This window comes from Pseudoduganella sp. GW821-FHT11H04 (assembly GCF_058807935.1).
The window spans coordinates 261,556-282,984 of the sequence record NZ_JBXARE010000004.1 but is presented as its reverse complement, the minus strand read 5'-3'; the positions used below and the strand labels follow the sequence as shown (position 1 = coordinate 282,984).

18 protein-coding genes and 1 tRNA gene are annotated in these 21,429 nt (G+C 62.4%); 11 read left to right on the top strand and 8 right to left on the bottom strand.

What is annotated here, in order from left to right; genetic code table 11:
* Positions 1-183: 183 nt before the first annotated feature.
* Together AC1RTP_RS11510 and AC1RTP_RS11505 are read left to right on the top strand one after the other, a co-directional pair.
* Positions 184-1,380, top strand: a complete 1,197-nt coding sequence (locus AC1RTP_RS11510; protein WP_498607603.1) for an efflux RND transporter periplasmic adaptor subunit — start codon at positions 184-186, stop codon at positions 1,378-1,380.
* Positions 1,381-1,383: 3 nt separating this feature from the next.
* Positions 1,384-4,497 carry an efflux RND transporter permease subunit gene (locus AC1RTP_RS11505; RefSeq protein ID WP_498607602.1) on the top strand — a complete coding sequence of 1,038 codons (3,114 nt, stop codon included), beginning with the start codon at positions 1,384-1,386 and terminating at the stop codon, positions 4,495-4,497.
* A gap of 56 nt (positions 4,498-4,553) precedes the next feature.
* Here the strand turns inward: AC1RTP_RS11505 and AC1RTP_RS11500 are convergent, their stop codons facing one another.
* The 4 genes from AC1RTP_RS11500 to AC1RTP_RS11485 form a co-directional block, all read right to left on the bottom strand.
* A complete protein-coding gene (locus AC1RTP_RS11500; protein ID WP_498607601.1) occupies positions 4,554-4,727 on the bottom strand; it encodes a hypothetical protein in 174 nt (57 codons plus the stop codon).
* A 56-nt stretch (positions 4,728-4,783) separates the two neighbouring features.
* A complete protein-coding gene (gene xerD / locus AC1RTP_RS11495) occupies positions 4,784-5,686 on the bottom strand; it encodes a site-specific tyrosine recombinase XerD (RefSeq protein ID WP_498607600.1) in 903 nt (300 codons plus the stop codon).
* Positions 5,662-6,186, bottom strand: coding sequence for a methylated-DNA--[protein]-cysteine S-methyltransferase (locus tag AC1RTP_RS11490; protein ID WP_498607598.1), 525 nt, complete (start codon positions 6,184-6,186; stop codon positions 5,662-5,664). The genes xerD and AC1RTP_RS11490 overlap by 25 nt, the downstream gene beginning before the upstream one ends.
* A 324-nt stretch (positions 6,187-6,510) precedes the next feature.
* Entirely contained in the window at positions 6,511-7,503 is a 993-nt protein-coding gene (locus tag AC1RTP_RS11485; RefSeq protein ID WP_498607596.1) for a TRAP transporter substrate-binding protein, read from the bottom strand.
* A gap of 122 nt (positions 7,504-7,625) precedes the next feature.
* On the opposite strand from AC1RTP_RS11485, the gene AC1RTP_RS11480 reads away from it, so the two are divergent.
* Positions 7,626-9,581, top strand: a complete 1,956-nt coding sequence (locus AC1RTP_RS11480) for a sensor histidine kinase (protein ID WP_498607594.1) — start codon at positions 7,626-7,628, stop codon at positions 9,579-9,581.
* Between the two features lie 20 nt (positions 9,582-9,601).
* The gene (locus AC1RTP_RS11475) at positions 9,602-10,189 is read left to right on the top strand and encodes a response regulator transcription factor (RefSeq protein ID WP_498607592.1); all 588 of its coding nucleotides are present in this window, start codon (positions 9,602-9,604) and stop codon (positions 10,187-10,189) included.
* A 12-nt stretch (positions 10,190-10,201) separates the two neighbouring features.
* Here the strand turns inward: AC1RTP_RS11475 and AC1RTP_RS11470 are convergent, their stop codons facing one another.
* Positions 10,202-11,626, bottom strand: coding sequence for a sensor domain-containing diguanylate cyclase (locus AC1RTP_RS11470; protein WP_498607590.1), 1,425 nt, complete (start codon positions 11,624-11,626; stop codon positions 10,202-10,204).
* A 55-nt stretch (positions 11,627-11,681) separates the two neighbouring features.
* On the bottom strand, positions 11,682-12,770 hold the full coding sequence (gene queG / locus AC1RTP_RS11465; RefSeq protein WP_498607588.1) for a tRNA epoxyqueuosine(34) reductase QueG: 1,089 nt from the start codon (positions 12,768-12,770) through the stop codon (positions 11,682-11,684).
* 41 nt (positions 12,771-12,811) lie between these two features.
* Between queG and tsaE the strand changes: the two genes are divergently transcribed.
* The 3 genes from tsaE to AC1RTP_RS11450 are packed head-to-tail and all read left to right on the top strand — an operon-like array spanning position 12,812 to position 15,522.
* Positions 12,812-13,297: a tRNA (adenosine(37)-N6)-threonylcarbamoyltransferase complex ATPase subunit type 1 TsaE gene (gene tsaE / locus AC1RTP_RS11460; protein ID WP_498607586.1), complete on the top strand. Its 486-nt coding sequence runs from the start codon at positions 12,812-12,814 to the stop codon at positions 13,295-13,297.
* The gene (locus AC1RTP_RS11455) at positions 13,261-14,772 is read left to right on the top strand and encodes an N-acetylmuramoyl-L-alanine amidase (protein ID WP_498607585.1); all 1,512 of its coding nucleotides are present in this window, start codon (positions 13,261-13,263) and stop codon (positions 14,770-14,772) included. The genes tsaE and AC1RTP_RS11455 overlap by 37 nt, the downstream gene beginning before the upstream one ends.
* Positions 14,773-14,781: 9 nt before the next feature.
* Positions 14,782-15,522: a D-hexose-6-phosphate mutarotase gene (locus AC1RTP_RS11450; RefSeq protein ID WP_498607583.1), complete on the top strand. Its 741-nt coding sequence runs from the start codon at positions 14,782-14,784 to the stop codon at positions 15,520-15,522.
* Here the strand turns inward: AC1RTP_RS11450 and AC1RTP_RS11445 are convergent.
* A complete protein-coding gene (locus tag AC1RTP_RS11445) occupies positions 15,506-16,585 on the bottom strand; it encodes a carbonic anhydrase (RefSeq protein WP_498607581.1) in 1,080 nt (359 codons plus the stop codon). The genes AC1RTP_RS11450 and AC1RTP_RS11445 overlap by 17 nt on opposite strands.
* Before the next feature lie 66 nt (positions 16,586-16,651).
* Positions 16,652-17,296 carry a VTT domain-containing protein gene (locus AC1RTP_RS11440; protein ID WP_498607579.1) on the bottom strand — a complete coding sequence of 215 codons (645 nt, stop codon included), beginning with the start codon at positions 17,294-17,296 and terminating at the stop codon, positions 16,652-16,654.
* Between the two features lie 161 nt (positions 17,297-17,457).
* Between AC1RTP_RS11440 and AC1RTP_RS11435 the strand changes: the two genes are divergently transcribed.
* From AC1RTP_RS11435 to AC1RTP_RS11420, 4 genes are all read left to right on the top strand, one after another.
* Entirely contained in the window at positions 17,458-18,312 is an 855-nt protein-coding gene (locus AC1RTP_RS11435) for a peptidylprolyl isomerase (RefSeq protein ID WP_498608050.1), read from the top strand.
* Between the two features lie 97 nt (positions 18,313-18,409).
* The gene (gene mutL, locus AC1RTP_RS11430) at positions 18,410-20,344 is read left to right on the top strand and encodes a DNA mismatch repair endonuclease MutL (protein WP_498607577.1); all 1,935 of its coding nucleotides are present in this window, start codon (positions 18,410-18,412) and stop codon (positions 20,342-20,344) included.
* A gap of 3 nt (positions 20,345-20,347) precedes the next feature.
* Positions 20,348-21,313, top strand: coding sequence for a tRNA (adenosine(37)-N6)-dimethylallyltransferase MiaA (gene miaA / locus AC1RTP_RS11425; RefSeq protein WP_498607575.1), 966 nt, complete (start codon positions 20,348-20,350; stop codon positions 21,311-21,313).
* Between the two features lie 36 nt (positions 21,314-21,349).
* Positions 21,350-21,426, top strand: a tRNA-Met gene (locus AC1RTP_RS11420).
* Positions 21,427-21,429 lie beyond the last annotated feature (3 nt).

Below are 21,429 nucleotides of genomic sequence, written 5' to 3'. Positions count from 1 at the left end.
GGGCGGCGCGCCGATTGCGCTGCATCAAAGGTGCGCGCTAAAGCGCAGCTCCATCCCCACTTTTTGCATTTCATGTCGCCGTTTTTGCGCTTTATCGCATTCACGTGGCTGCTGGACTTGTTAAAACCTACAGTGACACCATCGCATTCCGCGCCAGCGGACAATATTGACGAAGAGATCATAATGAGCCCACAACCCGTGCACCTGAAATCCCCTCAACGCTGGCGCCTTCCCCTGATCGGCCTGGTAGTGCTGGGGCTGGCGGGCGGCGGCTGGACTGTCATGATATCGCAGGCCAAGCCGGCCGATGCGCTGAAAACTGCGGCCGCGCCCGCCAAGGCGACCGTGCTGGAGCTGGCCAGCGCCGACGTGGCGCCGATCAGTGCGCGTCAGCTGGCCGTGGGCCTGCCGCTGTCCGGTTCGCTAGCTCCAGTCAGCCAGGCCACGATCAAATCCAAGGTTTCCGGACAGGTGCAGGAAGCGGCGCTGCGTGAAGGTGTCACCGTGCAAGAAGGCCAGGTTCTGGCCCGACTCGATCAGGCTGACCTGAAGGCCCGCCTGGCACAGCAGCAAGCCATGCTGGAAGAAGCCCAGGCCAAGCTGTCCATGGCGCAAAAGAACGAGTACAACGCCAAAGCGCTGCTCTCGCAAAAATTCATATCGCAAACCAGCTTCGACACCACGGCCAACGCGGTGGAGCTGGCGCATGCCAATGTCAAATCTGCTTCCGCCATGGTCGACCTGGCCCGCATCGCGCTGAATGACAGCGTGATCCGCGCCCCGATCAGCGGGATCATCTCCAAACGTCATGTTCAGGCGGGCGATAAAGTCGCGCCTGACATGCCCGTCTACACCATCGTCGGCCTGCAAGAGCTGACGCTGGAGGCGCAAGTGCCCACCACCGATATCCCGCGCGTGAAAGTCGGCCAGGAAGTCAGCTTCCACGTCGATGGTTTTGCCAAGCGCGAATTCAGCGGCAAGGTGGCGCGCGTCAACCCGACTACTGAAGCCGGCTCGCGCGCCATGCTGGTGTATATCTCGGTGCCGAATAAGGACGGCGCGCTGCGCGGCGGCATGTTCGCCAAGGGTGAGATCACCACCGAGCGCACCAAGGAGGCGCCGATGGTGCCGCTGGCCGCGCTGCGTGAAGAAGCAGGCAAGCAAGTGGTGTACAAGGTTTCCGAAGGCGTCATCGTTTCGCAGCCGGTCAGCATTGGCCTGCGCAGCGAAGACCAGGGCATGGCCGAAGTGACCGCGGGCCTGGATGCCGGCGCCAATGTGATCATTTCGAAACTGGAAGGAGTGAAGCCGGGCGCAAAAGTGAAGCTGGCGCCGGCCGCAGCTCCTGCCGGCAAACCAGCCATGCTGGCAAAGGGCTAAGCCATGTGGATCACAAAAATCTCGATCCGCCAGCCGGTGTTCGCCACCATGGTGATGGTGGCGCTGATGGTGCTCGGCATCTTCTCGTACAAGGGCCTCGGCGTGGAATCCATGCCGAATGTCTCGTTCCCATTTGCCGCGATCGAGGTGGTGTATCCGGGCGCTTCGCCGGAAGCGGTGGAGAACGACATTACGCGTCCGCTCGAAGACATCGTCAACACCGTGTCCGGTGTCAAAACCATCCGCGCCAACTCGTGGGAAGGCAAGGCCGGCGTGTACGTCGAATTCGAACTGTCCACCAATATGGACAAGGCGATGCAGGACATGCGCGACAAGATCTCGCTGGTGCGTCCGAAATTCCCGCGCGAAGCGAAGGAGCCTTTTATCGCCCGTGCCGAAGGCGAGAACGACCAGCCTATCGTCAGCCTGTCGCTGTCTTCGGATAAGCGCAGCCTGCGCGAACTGTCCACCATGACGGACCAGATCTTGGCGAAGCGCTTCCAGGGCGTACCGGGTGTGGGCCAGGTGCGCGTATTCGGCACCACCAAGCGCCAGATGCTGGTCAACCTGCGTCCTGCCGACATGCGTGCGCAAGGCGTCGGCGTGGACGAAGTGATGCGCGCCATCCAGACCACCAACGCCAACCTGCCCGCCGGCCGCCTGTCCGCCGACGTCACCGAGACCCTGGTGCGCGTTGAAGGCAAGATGAAGGAGGCGTCGGAGTTCAACAAGATCATCGTGGCGCGCCGCGCCAACGGCCCGGTTTACCTGGACCAGGTGGCGGACGTGATCGACGGCGAAGCGGAAGAACAGTCGATCTCGCGCGTCAACGGCAAGAGCGCCGTATCGCTGGATATCACCAAGGTGCAGGATGCGAACGTGGTCGAAGTCGGCAACGGCATCCTCAAGGTGGTGGAGAACCTGCGCAAGACGCTGCCGGAAGACATCAAGATCAAGGTGCTGAATTCGCAGTCCGAGCGCGTGCAAGCGCAGCTCGATAACGTCAAGCGCACCATCGTCGAAGGCGCGATCCTGACCATGGTGATCGTGTTCTTCTTCCTGCACTCTTGGCGCTCGACCATCATCACCGGCCTCACTCTGCCAATCTCCGTGCTGGCTTCCTTCATCGCCATGAAGGCTTTCGGCTTCACGCTGAACTTCTTGACGCTGATGGCGCTGTCGCTGTGTATTGGCTTGCTGATCGACGATGCCATTGTGGTCCGCGAGAACATCGTGCGCCATCTCGGCTTCGGCAAGAACCACCGCAAGGCGGCGGAAGACGGCACCAACGAAATCGGCATCGCCGTCATGGCGACCACCTTCGCAATTGTCGCCGTGTTCGTGCCGGTGGCCTTCATGAACGGCATTATCGGCCGATTCTTCCTGCAGTTCGGCGTAACGGTGACGATGGCCGTGCTGGTGTCGCTGTTCGTTTCGTTCACGCTGGACCCGATGCTGTCGTCGGTATGGCACGACCCTGTCAAGGACCGCTTCAAATACCTGCCGTGGCTTGGCCGCATCATGGAAAAAGTCGAACACGGCGTGGAGAAAGTGCACGCGCTGTATGCCATCGTGCTGGCCTTCGCCCTGCGCTGGCGCAAGATGACCCTGGTCACCGCCTTTGCCCTGTTCGCCGGCAGCCTGATGCTGGTGCCGATGATCGGCGGCGAGATGTTCCCGGAAACCGACCAGGGCCAAATTGTCCTGCAATTGAAAGTGCCGGTCGGCTCCAGCCTGGAATACAACGACGCCAAGGTAAGGCAAGTGGAAGCGGCGCTGAAAGAATTCCCTGAGGTGGATGCGATCACCGCCAACGTCGGCGATCCTTCCGGCCGCCACATCTCCTTCATCCGCATCAAGCTGACCGACGCCAAAACGACCCACCGCCAATCGCAGCAAAAGCTCGAAGGCGCAATCCGCAAACGCATCGAACGCATTGCCGGCATCACCCTGTCGGTGGGCCAGAAGCCGATCTTCATCGCCATCCTCGGCACCGACGAAGCCAAGCTGGATCAGACCGCGAAAACGCTGATGGCCAAGATGCGCAAGATCAAAGGCGTGGCCGACCTGGAATACAGCCAGGAAGGCGCCAACCCGTCGACCATGATCAAGATTAACAACGAGCTGGCCAGCGACCTGGGGCTGAGCGTGCAGCAGATCGGCAGCGCCATGCGTCCTTTCGTGGCGGGCGATACGGCCAGCTACTGGCTGGCGGCCGATGGCCAGAACTATGAGGTGAACGTACAGCTGCCGAAATCGGGCCGCCAGCGCATCGCCGACCTGGCCGACCTGTCGCTCACCTCCAGCAAGATCGGCCCCGATGGCAACCCGCTGATGGTGCCGCTGCGCCAGGTGGTGGACTTCGTGCCCGGCTTCAGCCCGCAAGTGCTGAAGCGCCAGGCCCTGCAACGCCGCGTAGCAATCTACGCCGGCACTGAAGGCCGCCCTGCCGGCGACGTGGATGCCGACGTGAAGAAAGCCATGGACTCGATGACGCTGCCGGACGGCGTGCGCTTCGACGTAGCAGGCAACGCACAACAGATGCAGGAAACCATGAGCGGTGCGATCACCGCGCTGGGCATCGCCGTGGTGTTCATCTACATCGTGCTGGCATCGCAGTTCGGCAGCTTCCTGCAGCCGATCGCGATCATGGTATCGCTGCCGATGTCTTTGATCGGCGTGCTGGTCGCGCTGCTGGCGACGGGTTCCACGCTGAACGTATTCTCGGTGATTGGCGTGATCATGCTGATGGGCCTCGTGACCAAAAACGCCATCCTCCTGGTGGACTTCACCAACCATGGACAGCGCGACGGCATGAACCAGTTCGACGCCATCATGGCCGCCGGCCAGGTGCGCCTGCGGCCAATCCTGATGACGACCTTGGCGATGATCTTCGGCATGCTGCCGATGGCGATCGGCCTCGGCGAAGGCGGCGAAACCCAGGCCCCAATGGGACGCGCAGTGATTGGCGGTGTGATCACCTCCACCCTGCTGACCCTGGTGGTGGTGCCGGTGGCGTACTCCTACCTCGACAACTTCGGCAAGCGCGCCAAGCGCTGGCTGCGCCGCGGCCACCACGAAGAGGCACCAAAAGCCGACGTGGCCGAAGCCGCCTGAACAGTTTTCGCCCGAACAGTCCTTGCGATGGCGGGGACGTGACGGCACCCCGACTTTTATTCTGGTGTTGTAGTGTCGGTCTCTTCAGTCTCGTAGCCGGCCTCGTCGGCGTCTTGCTCACCTTCGGGGCGATGTTTTGCTGCCAACTTTTTCTGGGCCTTTTCTTCGGCCTTGCGCTTCTTTTCCAGCTCTCGCTGTCGCTTCTCGAATGCAAAATTCGTCTTTGCCATGGAAATCCCTCCTGAAAGCCTACATTAGGCCGATTGCAGACTCTGCGCAAACGAAATTATCCTCGAGGATGATGTAGCGCATGAATCTGCTTCAAACGCTCACGGGCGACGTGGGTATAGATCTGTGTGGTGGAGATATCGGAGTGGCCTAAAAGCAACTGCACGACACGCAAATCGGCTCCGTGGTTCAGCAAATGCGTAGCGAAAGCATGACGCAGCGTGTGCGGTGACAGCGGCGCGGTGATGCCTGCTTTTAATGCATGTTTTTTTACTACGACCCAGAACATCTGCCGCGTCATCGGGCCGCCGCGGCCCGTGATGAACAGGGCGTCGTCCTGCTGGCCATCGAGGATGACACCGCGTGCTTCGCGCAGGTAGCGCTCGATCCACATGCGCGCCTGCTCGCCAAACGGCACCAGGCGTGTCTTGGCGCCCTTGCCGGTGATGCGCAGCACGCCGTCGTTCATACTCAGTTCCAGCGTCTTCAGCGCCACCAGTTCGGAAACACGCAGGCCGCTGGCATACATCAGCTCCAGCATGGTGCGGTCGCGGATGCCGAGCGGGGTGCGCAGGTCGGGCGCCGACAGCAGCGCTTCCACCTGCCCTTCACTCAAAGTGTGCACGAAGCGCAGCGGCTGCTTGGCCGATGCCATGCGCAGGCAGGGATCTTCTGAAATTTGGCGCTGGCGCAGCGCCAGCTGGTAGAAGCGCTTCAGCGCCGACAAGCGGCGGTTGGCGGAGCTGGCCTTGGTGTCCTCATGGCGCGCGGCGAAGTAAGCTTGCAGGTCGCCAGTGCCGGCGGCGTGCAGGCTGCCCACGGTGGGCCGCGCGGTTTCCAGCCACTTGGCGAAGGCAGTCAGGTCGCGCCGGTAGGCATCGAGCGAATTCTTGGACAGCCCGTCTTCCAGCCACAGGCTGTCGCAGAATTCGTCGATCAGAGCAAGGTTGCCTGCTGCCATTGGTACTCTTTGTGTCCTTCATGCGCGAGCAGCCAGCGCTTCACGCCCAGGGTGAAGCCGTTCTGATCGTCGCTGCCGGCGAAGCCGCCCAGGCTATTGACGCCCATCACGCGGTGGCACGGCACCAGCGGTGGGAACGGGTTGGTGCGGCAAGCTTGGCCCACGGCACGCGCCACGGAGTCGAGGTGCTTGGCCAGCTCGCCGTAAGTGCGCACCTGGCCACGCGGGATTTCGCGCAGGGATTGCCATACGCGGCGCTGGAATTCGCTGCCGCGCATCGCCAGCGGCAGGTCGAACACGTAGTCGGCATCGTCGCAATAAGCGAGCAGCTGCTGCACGGCTTTTTCGGCCAGTGCATTGGTCGGTGCGACTTCCGGCGTGTCGCCGGGCAGGTAGAACATTTCCGTCACTACCCCGCCGGCCGTTCCTACGCCCATGGCGCCGAACGGGAGGTGGACGATGGCGGCGAATTCTTTGCCAGCCTGTTGTATTTCGGTCACGGTTGCTCCATTAGAACTGTGGCTCTGATGCTACACCAGCGCGCCAGGATAGGGCAAAAAAAAACGCACCCGAAGGTGCGTCTTGAGTCTTTTTTTCACCACCCCGGCCATTTAACCCCGCTTGTGGCGGCGGCCAACAGCATACTGTCAGGCGGCGTGTCTCCTCTATATCCGCGGCGGCGCCGCTAAGTTCTTCTTCTACACTCCCCACTAAATTCTGGCCCATTACTACCTTGGTGCAAGCCGCACCGTTTGGGGGCGACGCCATAGTAACCGATCTTTTTCCAGATATCGTTATTTATTTTGGGCAACTTGACAGCGGGATTATTTTACTGTCTCGCGATTGATAGCCTGGATCAATTCTTTGCCGATGCGCTCTTCCATCTGCTTTTGCACCGGCAGCATGGCGTTGCGCCACATTGCCTGTTCCTGGGCGCTGAGGTTGTAGATTTGGGTTTTGCCGGACTTGCGGATCGCTTCCAGCGCCATGTCGTTGTCGCGCTGGGCGATGGCTTTTTCGTAAGTGGTGGCTTCCTTCATCGCCGTTTCGAGCTGGCTGCGGATATCACCCGGCAGGCCGTCCCAGAACTTCTTGTTCACGATGACGGCGTAACCCAGGTAGCCGTGGTTGGAGATAGTCAGGTTTTTCTGCCACTCATGCATCTTCTGCGTGTACATATTCGACGGCGTGTTCTCGGTACCATCCACCACGCCGGTCTGCAGCGCCATGGTGACCTCCGAGAAGGCCAGCGATTGCGGGACCGCACCGAGCGCACGCATTTGGCTATCCAGCACCTTGGAAGCCTGGATGCGCATCTTCTGTCCCTTGAAATCGGCGGGCACCCGCAGCTGGCGGTTGGCCGACATGATCTTGAAGCCATTGTCCCAATAGGCCAGGCCCGTGATGCCCTTGGTCTCAAGCTTTTTCAGCAGGCCCTTGCCGATCGGTCCTTCGGTCACGTTGTACAACGCGGTCTTGTTGGGGAAGATGTACGGCAGGTCGAAGACTTCGAATTCCTTGACGCCCAGCGGACCGAATTTGGCCAGCGATGGCGCCAACATCTGCACCGCGCCCAGCTGCAGCGCTTCCAGTTCTTCCTTGTCCTTATACAGCTGGCTATTCGGGTAGATCTGGACTTTGACGCGCCCGCCGGTGGCCTTTTCCGCCAGTTGCCGGAAGCGTTCCGCCGCCTGGCCCTTGGGTGTGTCCGGTGCGACCACGTGGCTGAATTTGATGACGATGGGCGCTTGCGCCATTGCCTGGGACGTGAGAAGTGCGGCCGCGCCGAGGGCGGCCAGGAGGTGCTTCAATTGCATGGTGTCTCCCGGCGTTTTTGATGCATTATTATTCTCACCTTATATTGTGTTGAGCGAAATAGTGGCACACAACTGTGGAAACCCACAATACAGGCTGTTAGTGGATGTTATACCCTCGGCGCATGTCTAAACGCATATTCCTGCCCTCCTCCGTGCGCTGGCTGCTGCCAGTGGTACTGGTGCTGCTGTTCCTCGCCATCGTGTTCTGGCTACCCTGGCAGGCGCGCCAGCTGGAGAGCAATGAGCGGCAGGAGCAGTTGATCGCCGATACCTTGTGGGTCGAGCAATCGATCCGCTTCCAGCTTGGCCGCCACGAGGAAAGCCTGCGCGGCCTGGCCAATGAAGTCGCCACCGGTCACCCGACGCCGGCCGACGTGCAGCAGCGCATGGAGCGCATGCTGAAAAATGGCGCCGAATTGAAAAGCGTGGTGCAGCTCGATGCGGAGGGTCGCATCGTCGTTGCGAGCGATGGGACGCCGGCCGGCGCCCATGCCGCGCTTGGCCAGGCGTCGCTGGCGGCGCAGGACCGCGCACGCCGCACCCATATGCCGGTCTATGCCGAACCTGAACCGGGCAGCGCCACCGCCGGCACACTGAAGATGGACTTGCACTTCCCCATCTACCGCGGCAACCAGTTGCTGGGCGACCTGGTCGCGACCTTCCAGCTCAGTAGCCTGCTGGACGAAATGGTGCCCTGGTGGTTTGCGCAGGATAACCAGATCAGCCTTCTCGATCGCGACGACAAAGTGCTGGCGCGCCGCAGTTCGGCTGGCCCGGGCCACGGCGTCTACACCCACAAGCGCGCGCTCGACCTGCCCGGCGCCACCATCACCCTGATGACCGACAGCGTCAAGAGCGAACCGAAACTGCTGCCCAACCTGCTGGTCGGTTCGGTGATCGCGCTCTCACTGGCCCTGTTATGGAGCCTGTTCGCGCTGTGGGGCCACATTTCACGCCGCCTGGCCGCAGAGGGCGAACTGCGCCAGCAAATGACCTTCCGCACGGCGATGGAGAACTCGCTGGTGACCGGCCTGCGTGCGCGCGACCTGGAAGGCCGCATCACCTACGTCAACCCGGCCTTCTGCCAGATGGTCGGTTATACCGCGGAAGAACTGATCGGCCGCTCGCCGCCCATGCCCTACTGGGCGCCGGACGTGATGCAGGAATACCAGGACCGTCTTGCCAATGTGCTGGCCGGCTCCATCACGCCGGAATTCGAAACGCTGTTCCAACGCCCGGACGGCACGCGCATCCCGGTGCTGGTCTTCGAGGCGCCGCTGGTGGACAAGGAAGGCCGCCACACCGGCTATATGGGCTCCATCCTCGACATCTCCGACCGCAAGCGCATGGAGGAATTGAACCGCCAGCACGAGGAGAAGCTGCAAACCAGTGCGCGCCTTGCCACCATGGGCGAAATTGCCTCCATGCTGGCGCATGAACTGAACCAGCCGCTGGCCGCCATCTCCAGCTACACCACCGGGGCCTTGAACGTACTGGCTCGCGGCGGCGACTCAGCCACCTTGAAGGCGCCGCTGGAACAGGCCTGCGCCCAGGCCCAGCGCGCCGGCCAGATCATCCGCAGCGTGCACGAATTCGTGAAGAACCGCGAATCGGAGCGGCAGGACGTGGCGCTGCAAACAATGTTGGACAGCATCCTGGTGCTGATCGAGCTGCAGTCACGCCAGCACCAAGTTTCGCTGCAAATCGAACTGCCCGAATCCCTGCCGCTGGTGCGAGCCGACCGCATGCTGATCGAACAGGTGCTGCTGAACCTCACGCGCAACGGGATCGAATCCATGGGCGACGCACAGCCTCTGAAGCGCATTCTGCGCGTGGTGGCCCACTACGACCCTGCGGCGGGCATGGTGGTGGTGCAGGTGATCGACAACGGCCACGGCATCCCAAAAGAGGTAGCCGAACGCCTGTTCTCGCCTTTCTTCTCCACCAAGGCGGAAGGCATGGGCATGGGACTCAACATCTGCCGCACAGCGATCGAATTCCACGGCGGTACGCTTACGCACCGCGACAACCCGCAAGGCGGTACTATATTCACGTTCACGCTGCCGGTGGCAGGCTGATTTAAACGGAGACCTCAAGAATGCTACATATCGTTGACGATGAAGCCGTGGTGCGCGACAGCCTGTCCTGGCTCGCCTCCTCGCGCGGCATCGCCGCAACCGCCTACGACAGCGCGGCAGCCTTCCTCGTCTTTGCACAGAGCGGCGCCTTTGACCCGGAAGGCGATTGCGTGCTGCTCGACGTGCGCATGCCGGAGATTAATGGCGTGGCCGTGTTCGACCAGTTGGCAGCGCACGGGCTGACGGCGCGCCTGCCGGTGATCTTCCTGACCGGCCATGGCGACGTGCCGATGGCTGTCGACACGCTCAAACGCGGCGCTTTCGACTTCTGCGAAAAGCCCTTCAACGATAACCAGCTGATGGACCGCGTGCAGGAGGGCCTGGCCGCATCGCGTGAAGCCAGCGTCAAGGCGGCCGTGCAGGCGCGCCTTGCCACGCTTTCCAGCCGCGAACGCGAAGTGCTGGACCTGATCCTGGCCGGAAAAATGAACAAGGTGGTGGCCGATGAACTGGGCATCTCCATGCGCACGGTGGAGGTGCACCGCGCCCATATTTTCGACAAGATGCAGGTTAAAACCGCCGTGGAGCTGGCAGGGTTGCTGAAATAATGCGCGAGCGGCCTATACGGCCATGACGGCCCGGTTGCGGCCGCCCTGCTTGGCGCGGTATAGCGCCTGGTCCGCTCGCCGCACCCAATGCTCATAACTTAGTTCGTGCGGATCGCTGACGGCGATGCCAAGGCTGACGTTGCAACGGAACGTGCTCTCGTCATGCCGCACATCGCAGGCAGCTACCCGTTCGCGCAAGCGCTCGGCAAACACGAACGCCCCTTCGCAACTGGTTTCCGGCAGCACGATCAGGAATTCTTCGCCACCGTAACGCGCGCCCACATCCACCTCGCGCATCACTGAACAGATACAGGAAGCCAGCATGCGCAAGGCTTCATCGCCGCCAGGGTGTCCATAACTGTCATTGACCTGCTTGAAGTGGTCGAGGTCGAGCAGCACCAGGGCGGACGCATGGCCGGAACGGCGTGCACGCTGCCACTCCGCTTCCAGCTGGCGGTCGGCGGCGCGGCGGTTCAGCAAACCGGTCAGAGCGTCGGTCGTGGCCAGGCGTTCAAGGTCGGTGTTCATGCGCTGCAGCTCGTGCAGCAAGCCTTCGGTCGAATCCTGCCAGTGCGAGAACAGCTGGTAACCGAAGAAGGCGATGAAAATGATAATGGCCGCAAACACCCAGTAGAAAATCCATACCGTTTGCCGGAACACTTCGAGCGCGCCCGCTGCATCGGCTTCGGCCAGCTGGATGGTGACAAAGCCATACAGCAGCACGCCCGCCGCCACCGTCGCCAGCATGCGCAGCACGGAACGGCGCGAGCCGCTGCGCCGCCTGCGCATCAATTGCTGGCGTTCCAGCTGCCAGCGCGCTACGCGCGGCCACAGCACGGCCATCACCGGCCCGCCAATGAATACGCTTTGCAGGAAGGAGCCAAGCCACCAGCCCTGCCAGATCGGCAATTGAGCACCGGGCGCCAGGTGGTTGGTATAACTCCAGATCAGGGCTCCGGCGGAACCGAAGATGCTGGCCACGAAACTAAGCTGGATGAAATACAGGAACGAAGTCAGGTCGCGCAAGTCGCGTCGCACCGCCATGGCGCGATAGCCGATGGCCAGAATGCTGAAACCAAGCGGATTGGCGAAGGCGAATAGCAGCGCCCATTGCAGCGGCATGCCCGCGTACAGCGCCAGCACCAGGGTCGAACAATAAGCGGGTATTGCGCCCCACCACCAGCCCAGGGTCAGCGTGAGCAGCAGGCAAATAGGCAGCGGAGGATAGACCGTGACGTAGGCGGTGACGCCACCCATCTGGATCGGCAGCCCTGACCAGCTCCATTTCACGGTCGCCAGGCCGAGCGCCACGCAAAGCAGCAGCAACAGCAGCCAGCCGCCGAAAATGGCGCGCTTTTCTGCCGGACTGCCATGCCGCCAAACATGCAAAGGCGACAACTCGCGATAACTCTGGACTGCTTCCGCAAATGGAGACACTTCGTCACTCGGGATTTTTGACCTGAACAACCATTATGCCCTAGTCTCCTGCTAGTCACCCATGTTGGCGGATAGCCCACTCCACATGTTCGCGCAGCAGCTCCGATGGATGGCCGCGGCGCGCCTCCAGCGCCGCCAAGATAGAACGATCGCCCTTGGCCCCCATGCGCGCGGCGTTCCCCAGTCCCACCGCGATATTGCGCAGCCAGCGCTCGTGGCCGATGCGGCGAATCGGGCTGCCTTCCATGCGACGGTTGAATTCCTCTTCGGTCCAGGCGAACAGCTCGATCATGCCTGCGCTGCCCAGCGCATGACGCTCGTCGAAGTCCGGCAGCGTGGCGCGCTGGGCGAACTTGTTCCATGGGCAGACGGTCTGGCAATCGTCGCAGCCGTACACCCGGTTGCCGAGCAAAGGCCGCATGTCTTCCGGGATCGGGCCTTTGAGTTCAATGGTCAGGTAGGAGATGCAGCGCCGCGCATCCAGCCTGCCCGGGCCGAGGATGGCCTGGGTCGGGCAAACGTCGATGCAGGCCGTGCACTGGCCGCAATGGGCGCCCGTCGGTTCGTCGACCGGCAGCGGCAGGTCGACCAGGATCTCGCCCATGAAAAACAGCGAGCCCGCGCTACGGTTGATCAGCAAGGTGTGCTTGCCGCGCCAGCCCAGTCCCGACTTCTCAGCCAGCGGCAATTCCATCACGGGCGCCGAGTCGGTGAATACGCGGTAACCGAACTGCCCGACGGCCGCGCTGACCTTGTCGGCCAGCGCTTGCAGCCGCGAACGCAGCACCTTGTGGTAATCGCGGCCACGGGCATACACGGAAATCACGGCCTGGGTAGGATCGGACAGGCGCGCGGTTTCGCGCTCGCGCCAGCCTTCGTCGGCGGTGCCGGGCAGGTAATTCATGCGCGCCGTGATCACGCGCACCGTGCCGGGCACCAGCTCCGCCGGACGCGCGCGTTTCATGCCATGGCTTGCCATGTAGTCCATTTCGCCGTGCATGCCGGCATCCAGCCAGGCTTGCAGTCCCGCCTCGGCGGCCGACAGGTCGATATCGGCAATGCGCACTTCCGCGAAGCCGAGCTCCTGCCCCCAAGCCTTGATGCTGGCGGCTAATTCGTCTAAATTGGCTTGGGAGAGTGACACGGCCGTACAATGCGGGAAATTCCAAACCATCATTTTATTCGATGCAGCACTTCAAATCCCATCTTCACGACGAAGCCGGCACCGCAGCCCTGGGCGCGGCGCTGTCGCGCGCCCTGCTGCCCGGCATGGCAATCTACCTGCACGGCGACCTCGGCGCCGGCAAGACCGCGCTGACACGCGCTTTGCTGCACGCTGCGGGCCACGCAGGTCCGGTGAAAAGCCCGACCTACACCTTGTCGGAACCCTACCGCGTGAAAGTGGACGGCAAGCTTGCCAACGTCGTGCATTTCGACCTGTACCGCATGGGCAGCCCGGAAGAATTCCTCGATGCAGGCTTCCGCGAAGAGTTCAACGGCGAGAACGTCTGCATCGTCGAATGGCCCGAAAAAGCGGATGGTGTGTTGCCACCACCCGACCTTCATGTTTTCCTCTCTGTAGCCGGCACTGGACGTGATGTAGAATTGCAGCCGTCTTCAGCTCTTGGTACGTCATGCCTGCAACGCCTCCAATTCGCCCCAAATCTGTAAGCCGCCGCACGGTGCTCAAGGCCGGCGGTACGTTGCTGCTGTCCGTGTTCGCACCGATGACTGCGCAGGCAGCGCAGATCCTGGCGGTACGCGTGTGGCCAGCCGAAGACTACACCCGCGTCACGCTGGAAAACGACACGGACCTTAAGGTCAAGCACTTCCTGGTGCCCGATCCCGACCGCCTGGTGGTCGACATCGAAGGCCTGGTGCTGAACTCCACGCTGAAAAGCCTGGTCGCCAAGATCGAATCCAACGACCCGTACATCAAGGAAGTGCGCGTCGGCCAGAACCGGCCCAACGTCGTGCGCCTGGTGTTCGACCTGAAAGAAAAAGTCAAACCGCAGGTGTTCACGCTGGAGCCTGTCGGCACCTACAAGCACCGCCTGATCTTCGACCTGTACCCGGTGAAGGCAGCCGACCCGATCGCCGCCATGATCGAAAAAGGCGAATGGTCGCAGGACGGCATGCCTGCCACCGCCACTACGGGCACCACCGCGACCGCACAGCCTCCCGCCGCTGGCACGCCTGCCGGGCAGACGGCGGCATCCGGCCAGGCTACAGCATCCGGACAGGGTGGCTCCCCCGCCAACGGCCCGGCCACAGCCGGCCAGTCCGCCGCTGGCGCCACGACGCCCGGTTCCGCCGGCACCGCGTCCAACCAGCCGCCCACCATCGCCGACCAATCCGGCAAGCCAAGCCCTGTCGAGCCAGAGCAAACGCCCGCGCGCCACAAACCCGGCCAGAAATCCGCGCCGGAGAAAATGGTCCGCATGCTCACCATCGCCCTCGACCCAGGCCACGGCGGCGAAGACCCTGGCGCCATGGGTGCGCGCGGCAGCCGTGAAAAAGACATCGTGCTGGCCATCGCCAAGCGCCTGAAAGACAAAATCGAAGACCACCCGAACATGCGCGTCATGCTCACGCGCGACGGGGACTACTTCGTCCCGCTCGGCAAACGTGTGGAAAAAGCGCGCAAGGTCGACGCCGACCTGTTCGTCTCCATCCACGCCGACGCCTTTGTGAAAGCCAGCGCACGCGGCTCCTCCGTCTTCGTGCTATCCGAAAAAGGTGCGACTTCATCCGCCGCACGCTGGCTGGCAGACAAGGAAAACCAGGCCGACCTGATCGGCGGCGCCAACGCCGCCGGCCATGACCCGCAACTGGCAAGCGTGCTGTTCGACCTCTCCACCACCGCGCAGATCAACGACAGCATGAAGGTCGGCAAAGCGGTGCTGGGCGAGATCGGCGGCATCAACCAGCTGCACAAAGGCTCGGTCGAACAAGCCGGCTTCGCCGTGCTGAAGGCTCCGGACATTCCATCGATCCTGATCGAGACCGCCTTCATCTCCAACCCGGAGGAAGAAGCGCGCCTGCTCGATGACGCCTATCAGGACAAGATCGCGGATGCCATCGTCAAAGGCATCCGCCGTTACTTTGCAAAGAACCCGCCGCTCGCCAAGAACCGGCTTACCTAAGGACCAGGCATGAACGAAGTTCGCATCTCCACTCCAGAAGGCGCCGAAGCCATCATTTCATTATTCGGTGCACATTTGATGTCGTGGAAGACTGCGGACGGCAAGGAACGCCTGTTCCTCAGCCAGCGTTCAGCGCTTGACGGCAGCGCCGCAGTTCGCGGCGGCGTGCCGGTCATCTTCCCTCAATTCAGCACGCGTGGCGACGGCTTGCGCCACGGCTTTGCACGCACCGCCACCTGGCGCCTGGCCGAGCAAGCCAACGACTGGGCGGAATTCGCGCTGGCCCAGACCGACCTGCCGCGCAACCACTTCACATCCTGGCCGCGCCCTTTCGAACTGCGCCTGCGCTTCACGCTGCGCGGTAATGCGCTGGAAATGCACTACAACGTGCGCAACACCGGCCAGCAGGACTTCAGCTGGGCCGGCGCCCTGCACACCTATTTCGCGGTGTCCGAATTCACCAGCGCCACGGTGGAAGGCATGCCCTTCACCGGCGCGCTGGACGATATCCGGCCCGCCACCCCGCAACTGCGCCTTGATACCGGCGCCGGCGTGCTGCAACTGGAGCAGCAAGGCTTCTCTGAATGGGTGGTATGGAATCCCGGTGCGGAAGGCGCAGCGGCCATCGCCGACATGGAAGACAGCGAATACCGCCGCTTTGTCTGCATCGAGCCAGCCCGCGTGGACAAGCAGGTGCTGGCAGCCGGCGCCGAATGGACCGGCCTTCACACCATCAGTTTGATTCCTTGATCATACGGCCGGAGCTGGCCTGGATCGGACGAGCGTTGAATGGATACAGGCGGCTGAACAATGCCAGTTGCGCCGGCGAAGCCTGTACCGGCTCCTTCATCACCAGCCACAATACGCCTTCGGTGCAAGGCGGCGTGGTCAAAGAACCCATGAATGTATAGTAGTCGCGGCGCTGCGGCAGCATCTCGTTCGGGTCCAGCACGATGGTCGGCGCTGCCGTATCGCCCTTCTCCAGCGGCAGGTTGTTCCACACGGTCTGGATGGTTGCTTGCGGCTTACCGCGTTCCAGCAACAGCGCCAGCACCGCCAGCCTGCCTTCCGGGTCCTTGTGCACCAGGTGCACCACCATCTCAAAGCCCTTACCGTTGACGCGCTCTTCCGCCGGACGGTGGAAGTGGAATTGCTGCAGCTCATAAGTGCGGCCAGCCACGCTCAGGTAATTGCCCGGGGCGACCATCACCTGCACGGTATGGCCGTTATCGGTCACGTTAAAGCCGGACGGGTGGTAGTCGAAGGAGATCTGCTCCAGGTCCACCTTCATGCCGTCGCGGATATCGATAGGCGATTGGCGGCTGCCGACCGAACACTTGGACCAGTCAGAATTAATCTTCGACCAGTTGGCCGGGCCGGATTCACCTTCGTAGGACCAATGGGTGCCGTACACTTTTGGCGGCGGCGCCTTGGCTGCGATTTCCGCAGCGGCGACCTTGGCGGCCTTTTGCTTGCGCACCTTCTCGGCAGCGGCCAGGCGGGCGGCCTGGTTGGCTTTCATTTCAGCCAGGCGTTGGGCGATTTTTTCCGACAGCTCCTGCTCTGCGCGTGCTTCTTCCTCGCGCTGGGCAGCCGAGTTTTTCTTCTGAGGCGGAACGTACTTAAGCTTTTCAGCCGGCTTGTCGGTCGGCTTGCCGTCCTTCTCAATATTCGCCTTCTCGGCCGCAGCGGCAGCGGCCAGGTTGGGGCGAATATTGGGCACGCCCTTGGTTGGCGGCGGGACGATAGGATCGGCGGCGCCTGCGGTCCCGAGGACAAGACAACAGGCCGACAGGGCGATCAAGTTACGCATGTTAAATCCGGAGGAAAGACTGTTTCTCCGGTTAACGGTTGCGCAGGGGGAAAACTTGAGAGCGGCTTAACGCTTCAGCATACGGCGGCCCAGTTTCCAGGCTCCGCCCAGCGCCATCGGCACAATCGCCACGCCCACGCCGAACAGCACGATGGCGCTCAGGTGCTCGCGCACGAAAGGTGTATTGCCGAAGATATAACCGGCCACGCACAGCGACACCACCCAGGCCACAGCCCCGGCGATATTAAATAGCTGGAAGCGCGCATGGGTCATATCCGACACGCCGGCCACGAACGGAGCGAAGGTGCGCACCACCGGCACGAAACGCGCCAGGATGATGGTTTTACCGCCATGCTTTTCAAAGAATTCATGGGTGCGATTCAGGGCTTCCTTATTGATCCAGCGGTAGTCGTGGGTGAACACACGCTGGCCAATCGCTTCGCCAATCCAGTAATTGGTGGTGTTGCCCAAAATTGCAGCAGTCGCCAGCAGGAACATCAGCAGGCCGAGATTCATTTCGCCGGTCGCGCAGAACGCACCGCCGATAAACAGCAAGGTATCGCCGGGGAAGAAGAACAGTACTACCAGGCCAGTTTCGCAGAACACGATGGCAAACAGCAGTGCATAGACATACATGCCGTACTGGGCGATCAGGGTACCCATCGCACGGTCTACGTGGACCAGCATGTCCAGCAATTGAACGAAATCCATTATTTATCCCAAAAGGTTGCGGCGGGAATCATACCAAACTGTCTATCTTACAGGCTAAAATTGCCCGGCAACTTAGAACCTGCTTAGAAAACCCCACGAAGGAGACATCAGTGAAGTCCTATTTGCCCGCAGCTCTCGCGCTGGCCCTACCCCTGGCCGCGATGGCGGCGCCCCTCAAGGAATTGCCGCCCAAGCCTACCGTCGGCGACATCATCAAAGCATCCAAGCCCACCGAGTGGCGCCAACTGGACCCGGCCAACACCTTGTATATGGACCTGCCAAGCGGCCGCGTGATCATCGAGCTGGCGCCGGCCTTCGCGCCGAACCACGCCGCCAACATCCGCACCATGGCCAAGGAAGGCTACTGGGACGGGCTGTGGATCTACCGCTCGCAGGACAACTGGGTGGTGCAGTGGGGCGACCCGAACGAGGACAAGCCAAAGCCGCTGGGCACGGCAAAGGCCAAGCTGGAACAGGAATTCACGGTGCCGATGAAGAATGACACCCAGTTCACCCGCATGCCGGAAAAGGACGGCTACGCGCCGCAAGTCGGCCACTCGAACGGCTTCCCGGCCGCACGCGATCCGAAAACCGGCCAGACCTGGCTGGCGCACTGCTACGGCATGGTGGGCGTGGCGCGCGGCAATGAGTCCGACAGCGGCAATGGCGGCACCCTGTACGCGGTGATCGGCAATTCACCGCGCCACCTGGACCGCAACATCACCGTCGTGGGCCGCATCGTGAGCGGCATGCCGCTTCTCTCGGTACTGCCGCGCGGCCCGGCGCCGATGGGCATGTTCGAGAAAGAAGAGAACTGGGTGCCGATCAAGTCCGTCAAGCTGGCAGCCGACGTACCGGAAGCCGACCGCTCGAAGTTTGAAGTGATGCGCACCGAATCGGCCAGCTTCAAGGCCGTCACCGAAGCGCAGCGCAACCGCGGCGGCCCATGGACCAAGTACGCCGCCGGCCACGTTGACCTGTGCAACGTGCCGATCCCCGTCCGTGAGATGAAGTAAAGAAATGTCCACCTTGGGGTCAGGAACGAAATGGGACATTGTCCACTTTTGTTCCTGACCCCAAGGTGGACACAGCCCCGCAGTTATAATCCTGTCCATGAACGCCCCAACTCCACCTCGCCCGATCCGGGCCCTCCCCGACCAACTGATTTCCCAGATCGCCGCCGGCGAGGTGGTGGAACGCCCTTCCGCAGTCGTGAAAGAGCTGCTGGAGAACGCCCTGGACGCCGGTTCGACCCAGGTCACCGTGCGGCTGGAGGAGGGTGGCGTCAAACGCATTTGCATTACTGACAACGGAAAAGGCATCCCGCCCGACCAGATGCCGCTGGCCCTGGCCCGCCACGCGACGTCGAAGATCGCTTCGCTGGACGACCTGGAAAACGTCGGCACCCTCGGTTTCCGCGGCGAGGCGCTGGCCTCGATCGCCTCCGTCGCCGCCGTCACCCTGACGTCCCGCACCGCCGACGGCGCACACGCCTGGGAACTGGAAGGTTCGCACGAAGGCACCGTCGTGCCCTCCTCCGGCGCCCCCGGCACCACCATCGACGTGCGCGACCTGTATTTCAATACGCCTGCGCGCCGCAAATTCCTGAAATCCGAGCAGACCGAATTCGGCCACTGTGCTGAAGTGGTGCGCCGCATCGCCCTGGCGCGCCCGGACGTCTCGTTCACGCTAAGCCACAACGGCAAGACCGTCGACCACTGGATGGTCAGCGACATGGCCAAGCGCAGCGCCCAAATCCTCGGCAGCACCTTCGAGGAAGCGCGCCTGGCACTGGACGAAGGCTCCGGCGTATTGCGCATCCACGGTTTTGCCGGCCTGCCGACTGCATCAAAAGGCCGCGCCGACAGCCAGTACTTCTACGTCAACGGCCGCTTCGTGCGCGACAAGCTGCTGGTGCACGCCGTGCGCGCCGCCTACGAAGATGTGCTGCATGGCGACCGCTATCCATCCTATGTGCTGGCGCTCGACCTCGACCCGGCGCTGGTCGACGTGAACGTGCACCCGTCGAAGATCGAAGTCCGTTTCCGCGACGGCCGCGCGGTGCACCAATTCGTTTTCCACGCCGTGCAGCGCGCGCTGGCCGCCACGTCGGCCACCTCGCATGGCAGCGTGCCGTCGCCGCTGCCTGCCGCCGAAAACCTGCAGACTACCGGCCCGGTTTGGCGCCCGCAGCAGCAGACCAGCTTTGGCTCCATCCTGAATCCTGAATACCGCCCGACCTTCTCGCCTTCGCCGTTCGGTGGCGCTAGCAACGGCGGCGTTGCCCAGAACACGGAACGTTACGGCGCACTGTGGTCCAACGACCCGCGCGACAACGCCGGCCCCGGCGCCACCGCGGCTGACGGCGGCAACGGCTTCCGCGCCACCTCCGACTACGCGCTGCCGCAAGCGGCGCCTATCGCAGCCAGCTCCGCGCAAATGGCGGGCGAAGAATTCCCGCTTGGCTTCGCACTGGCGCAACTGCACGGCATCTACATCCTGGCCCAGAACAGCAAAGGCCTGGTTCTGGTCGACATGCACGCCGCGCATGAACGCATCCTGTACGAGCAGCTGAAGAACGCGCTGGACGCGCAGATCGACGGCACTGAATTGTCGGTGCAGAACCTGCTCATTCCCGTCACCTTCTACGCCGACGCTGTCGAAGTAGGCACCGTGCAGGAACACGGCGACACGCTGAAGACGCTCGGCTTCGACATCGCCGTGATGTCGCCAACCACACTGGCGGTGCGCGCCGTCCCTGCCCTGCTGAAGAACGCAGACGCCCAGACCCTGGCGCGCGACGTGATCCGCGATGTGCGTGAATACGGCGGCTCGCGCGTGCTGATCGAGCGCCGCAACGAGCTGCTTGGCACCCTGGCCTGCCATACCGCCGTGCGCGCCAACCGCATCCTCGCCGTGCCGGAAATGAACGCCCTGCTGCGCCACATGGAAGCCACTGAGCGCGCCGACCAGTGCAACCACGGCCGCCCGACCTGGGTGCAGATCGACATCAACGCGCTGGATAAACTCTTCCTGCGCGGGCAGTAATCAATGAATCAGCAGTCCAACAAGCGCCCACTGGCGGTCGCCATCATGGGGCCAACCGCGTCGGGCAAGACCGCCGCCGCGCTGTCCATCGCCCAGCAGGTTCCGTGCGAAATCGTCTCCGTCGACTCCGCGCTGGTGTATCGCGGCATGGATATCGGCACCGCCAAGCCTTCGAAAGAAGAACTGGCCGCCGTACCACACCACCTGATCGACATCATCGATCCGCTGGATTCGTATTCGGTGGCCCAGTTTCGCACCGACACGCTGCGCCTGGTCGCTGAAATCAGCGCGCGCGGCAAAGTCCCACTGCTCGTCGGCGGCACCATGCTGTACTACAAAGGCCTGGCCGACGGCCTGGACGACCTGCCCGGCGCCGATCCCGTCCTGCGCGCGCAGCTCGATGAAGAAGCATCCCGCATCGGCTGGCCCGCCATGCATGCACGCCTGGCGCAAGTCGATCCCGAAACCGCCGCCCGGCTCAAGCCCGCCGACTCCCAGCGCATCCAGCGCGCACTGGAAATCCACGCCTTGGCCGGCAAACCGATGTCCGAGCTGCTCGCCCTGCGCGAAAAGGAAGATCTGCCGTTCGACCTGGTGTCGTTTGCGCTCGAACCCTCCGACCGCGCTTGGCTGCACGAACGCATCGCGCGCCGCTTTGACATCATGCTCGATTCCGGCTTCCTCGATGAAGTGAAGACCTTGCGCGCGCGCGGCGACCTGCATCTTGGCCTGCCATCAATCCGCTGCGTGGGCTATCGCCAAGCCTGGGAGTACCTGGATGGCACGATCGACTACGCCACAATGCGCGAAACCGGGATCATCGCCACCCGCCAGTTGTGTAAGCGCCAGCTAACCTGGTTACGCTCCATGCCGGACCGGATCATGGTCGACTGCTGCGCCCCTGAAGCAGCGCAGACATTGCAAACGCAGGTGCTTGCAAAATTGGCTACAGCGCAAATCAATTCTTGACAGACTTGCGCCCAGCAACGATAATGCTGGCCTTGCGGTGATATAGCTCAGTTGGTTAGAGCATAGCATTCATAATGCTAGGGTCGGTGGTTCAAGTCCACCTATCACCACCAGTA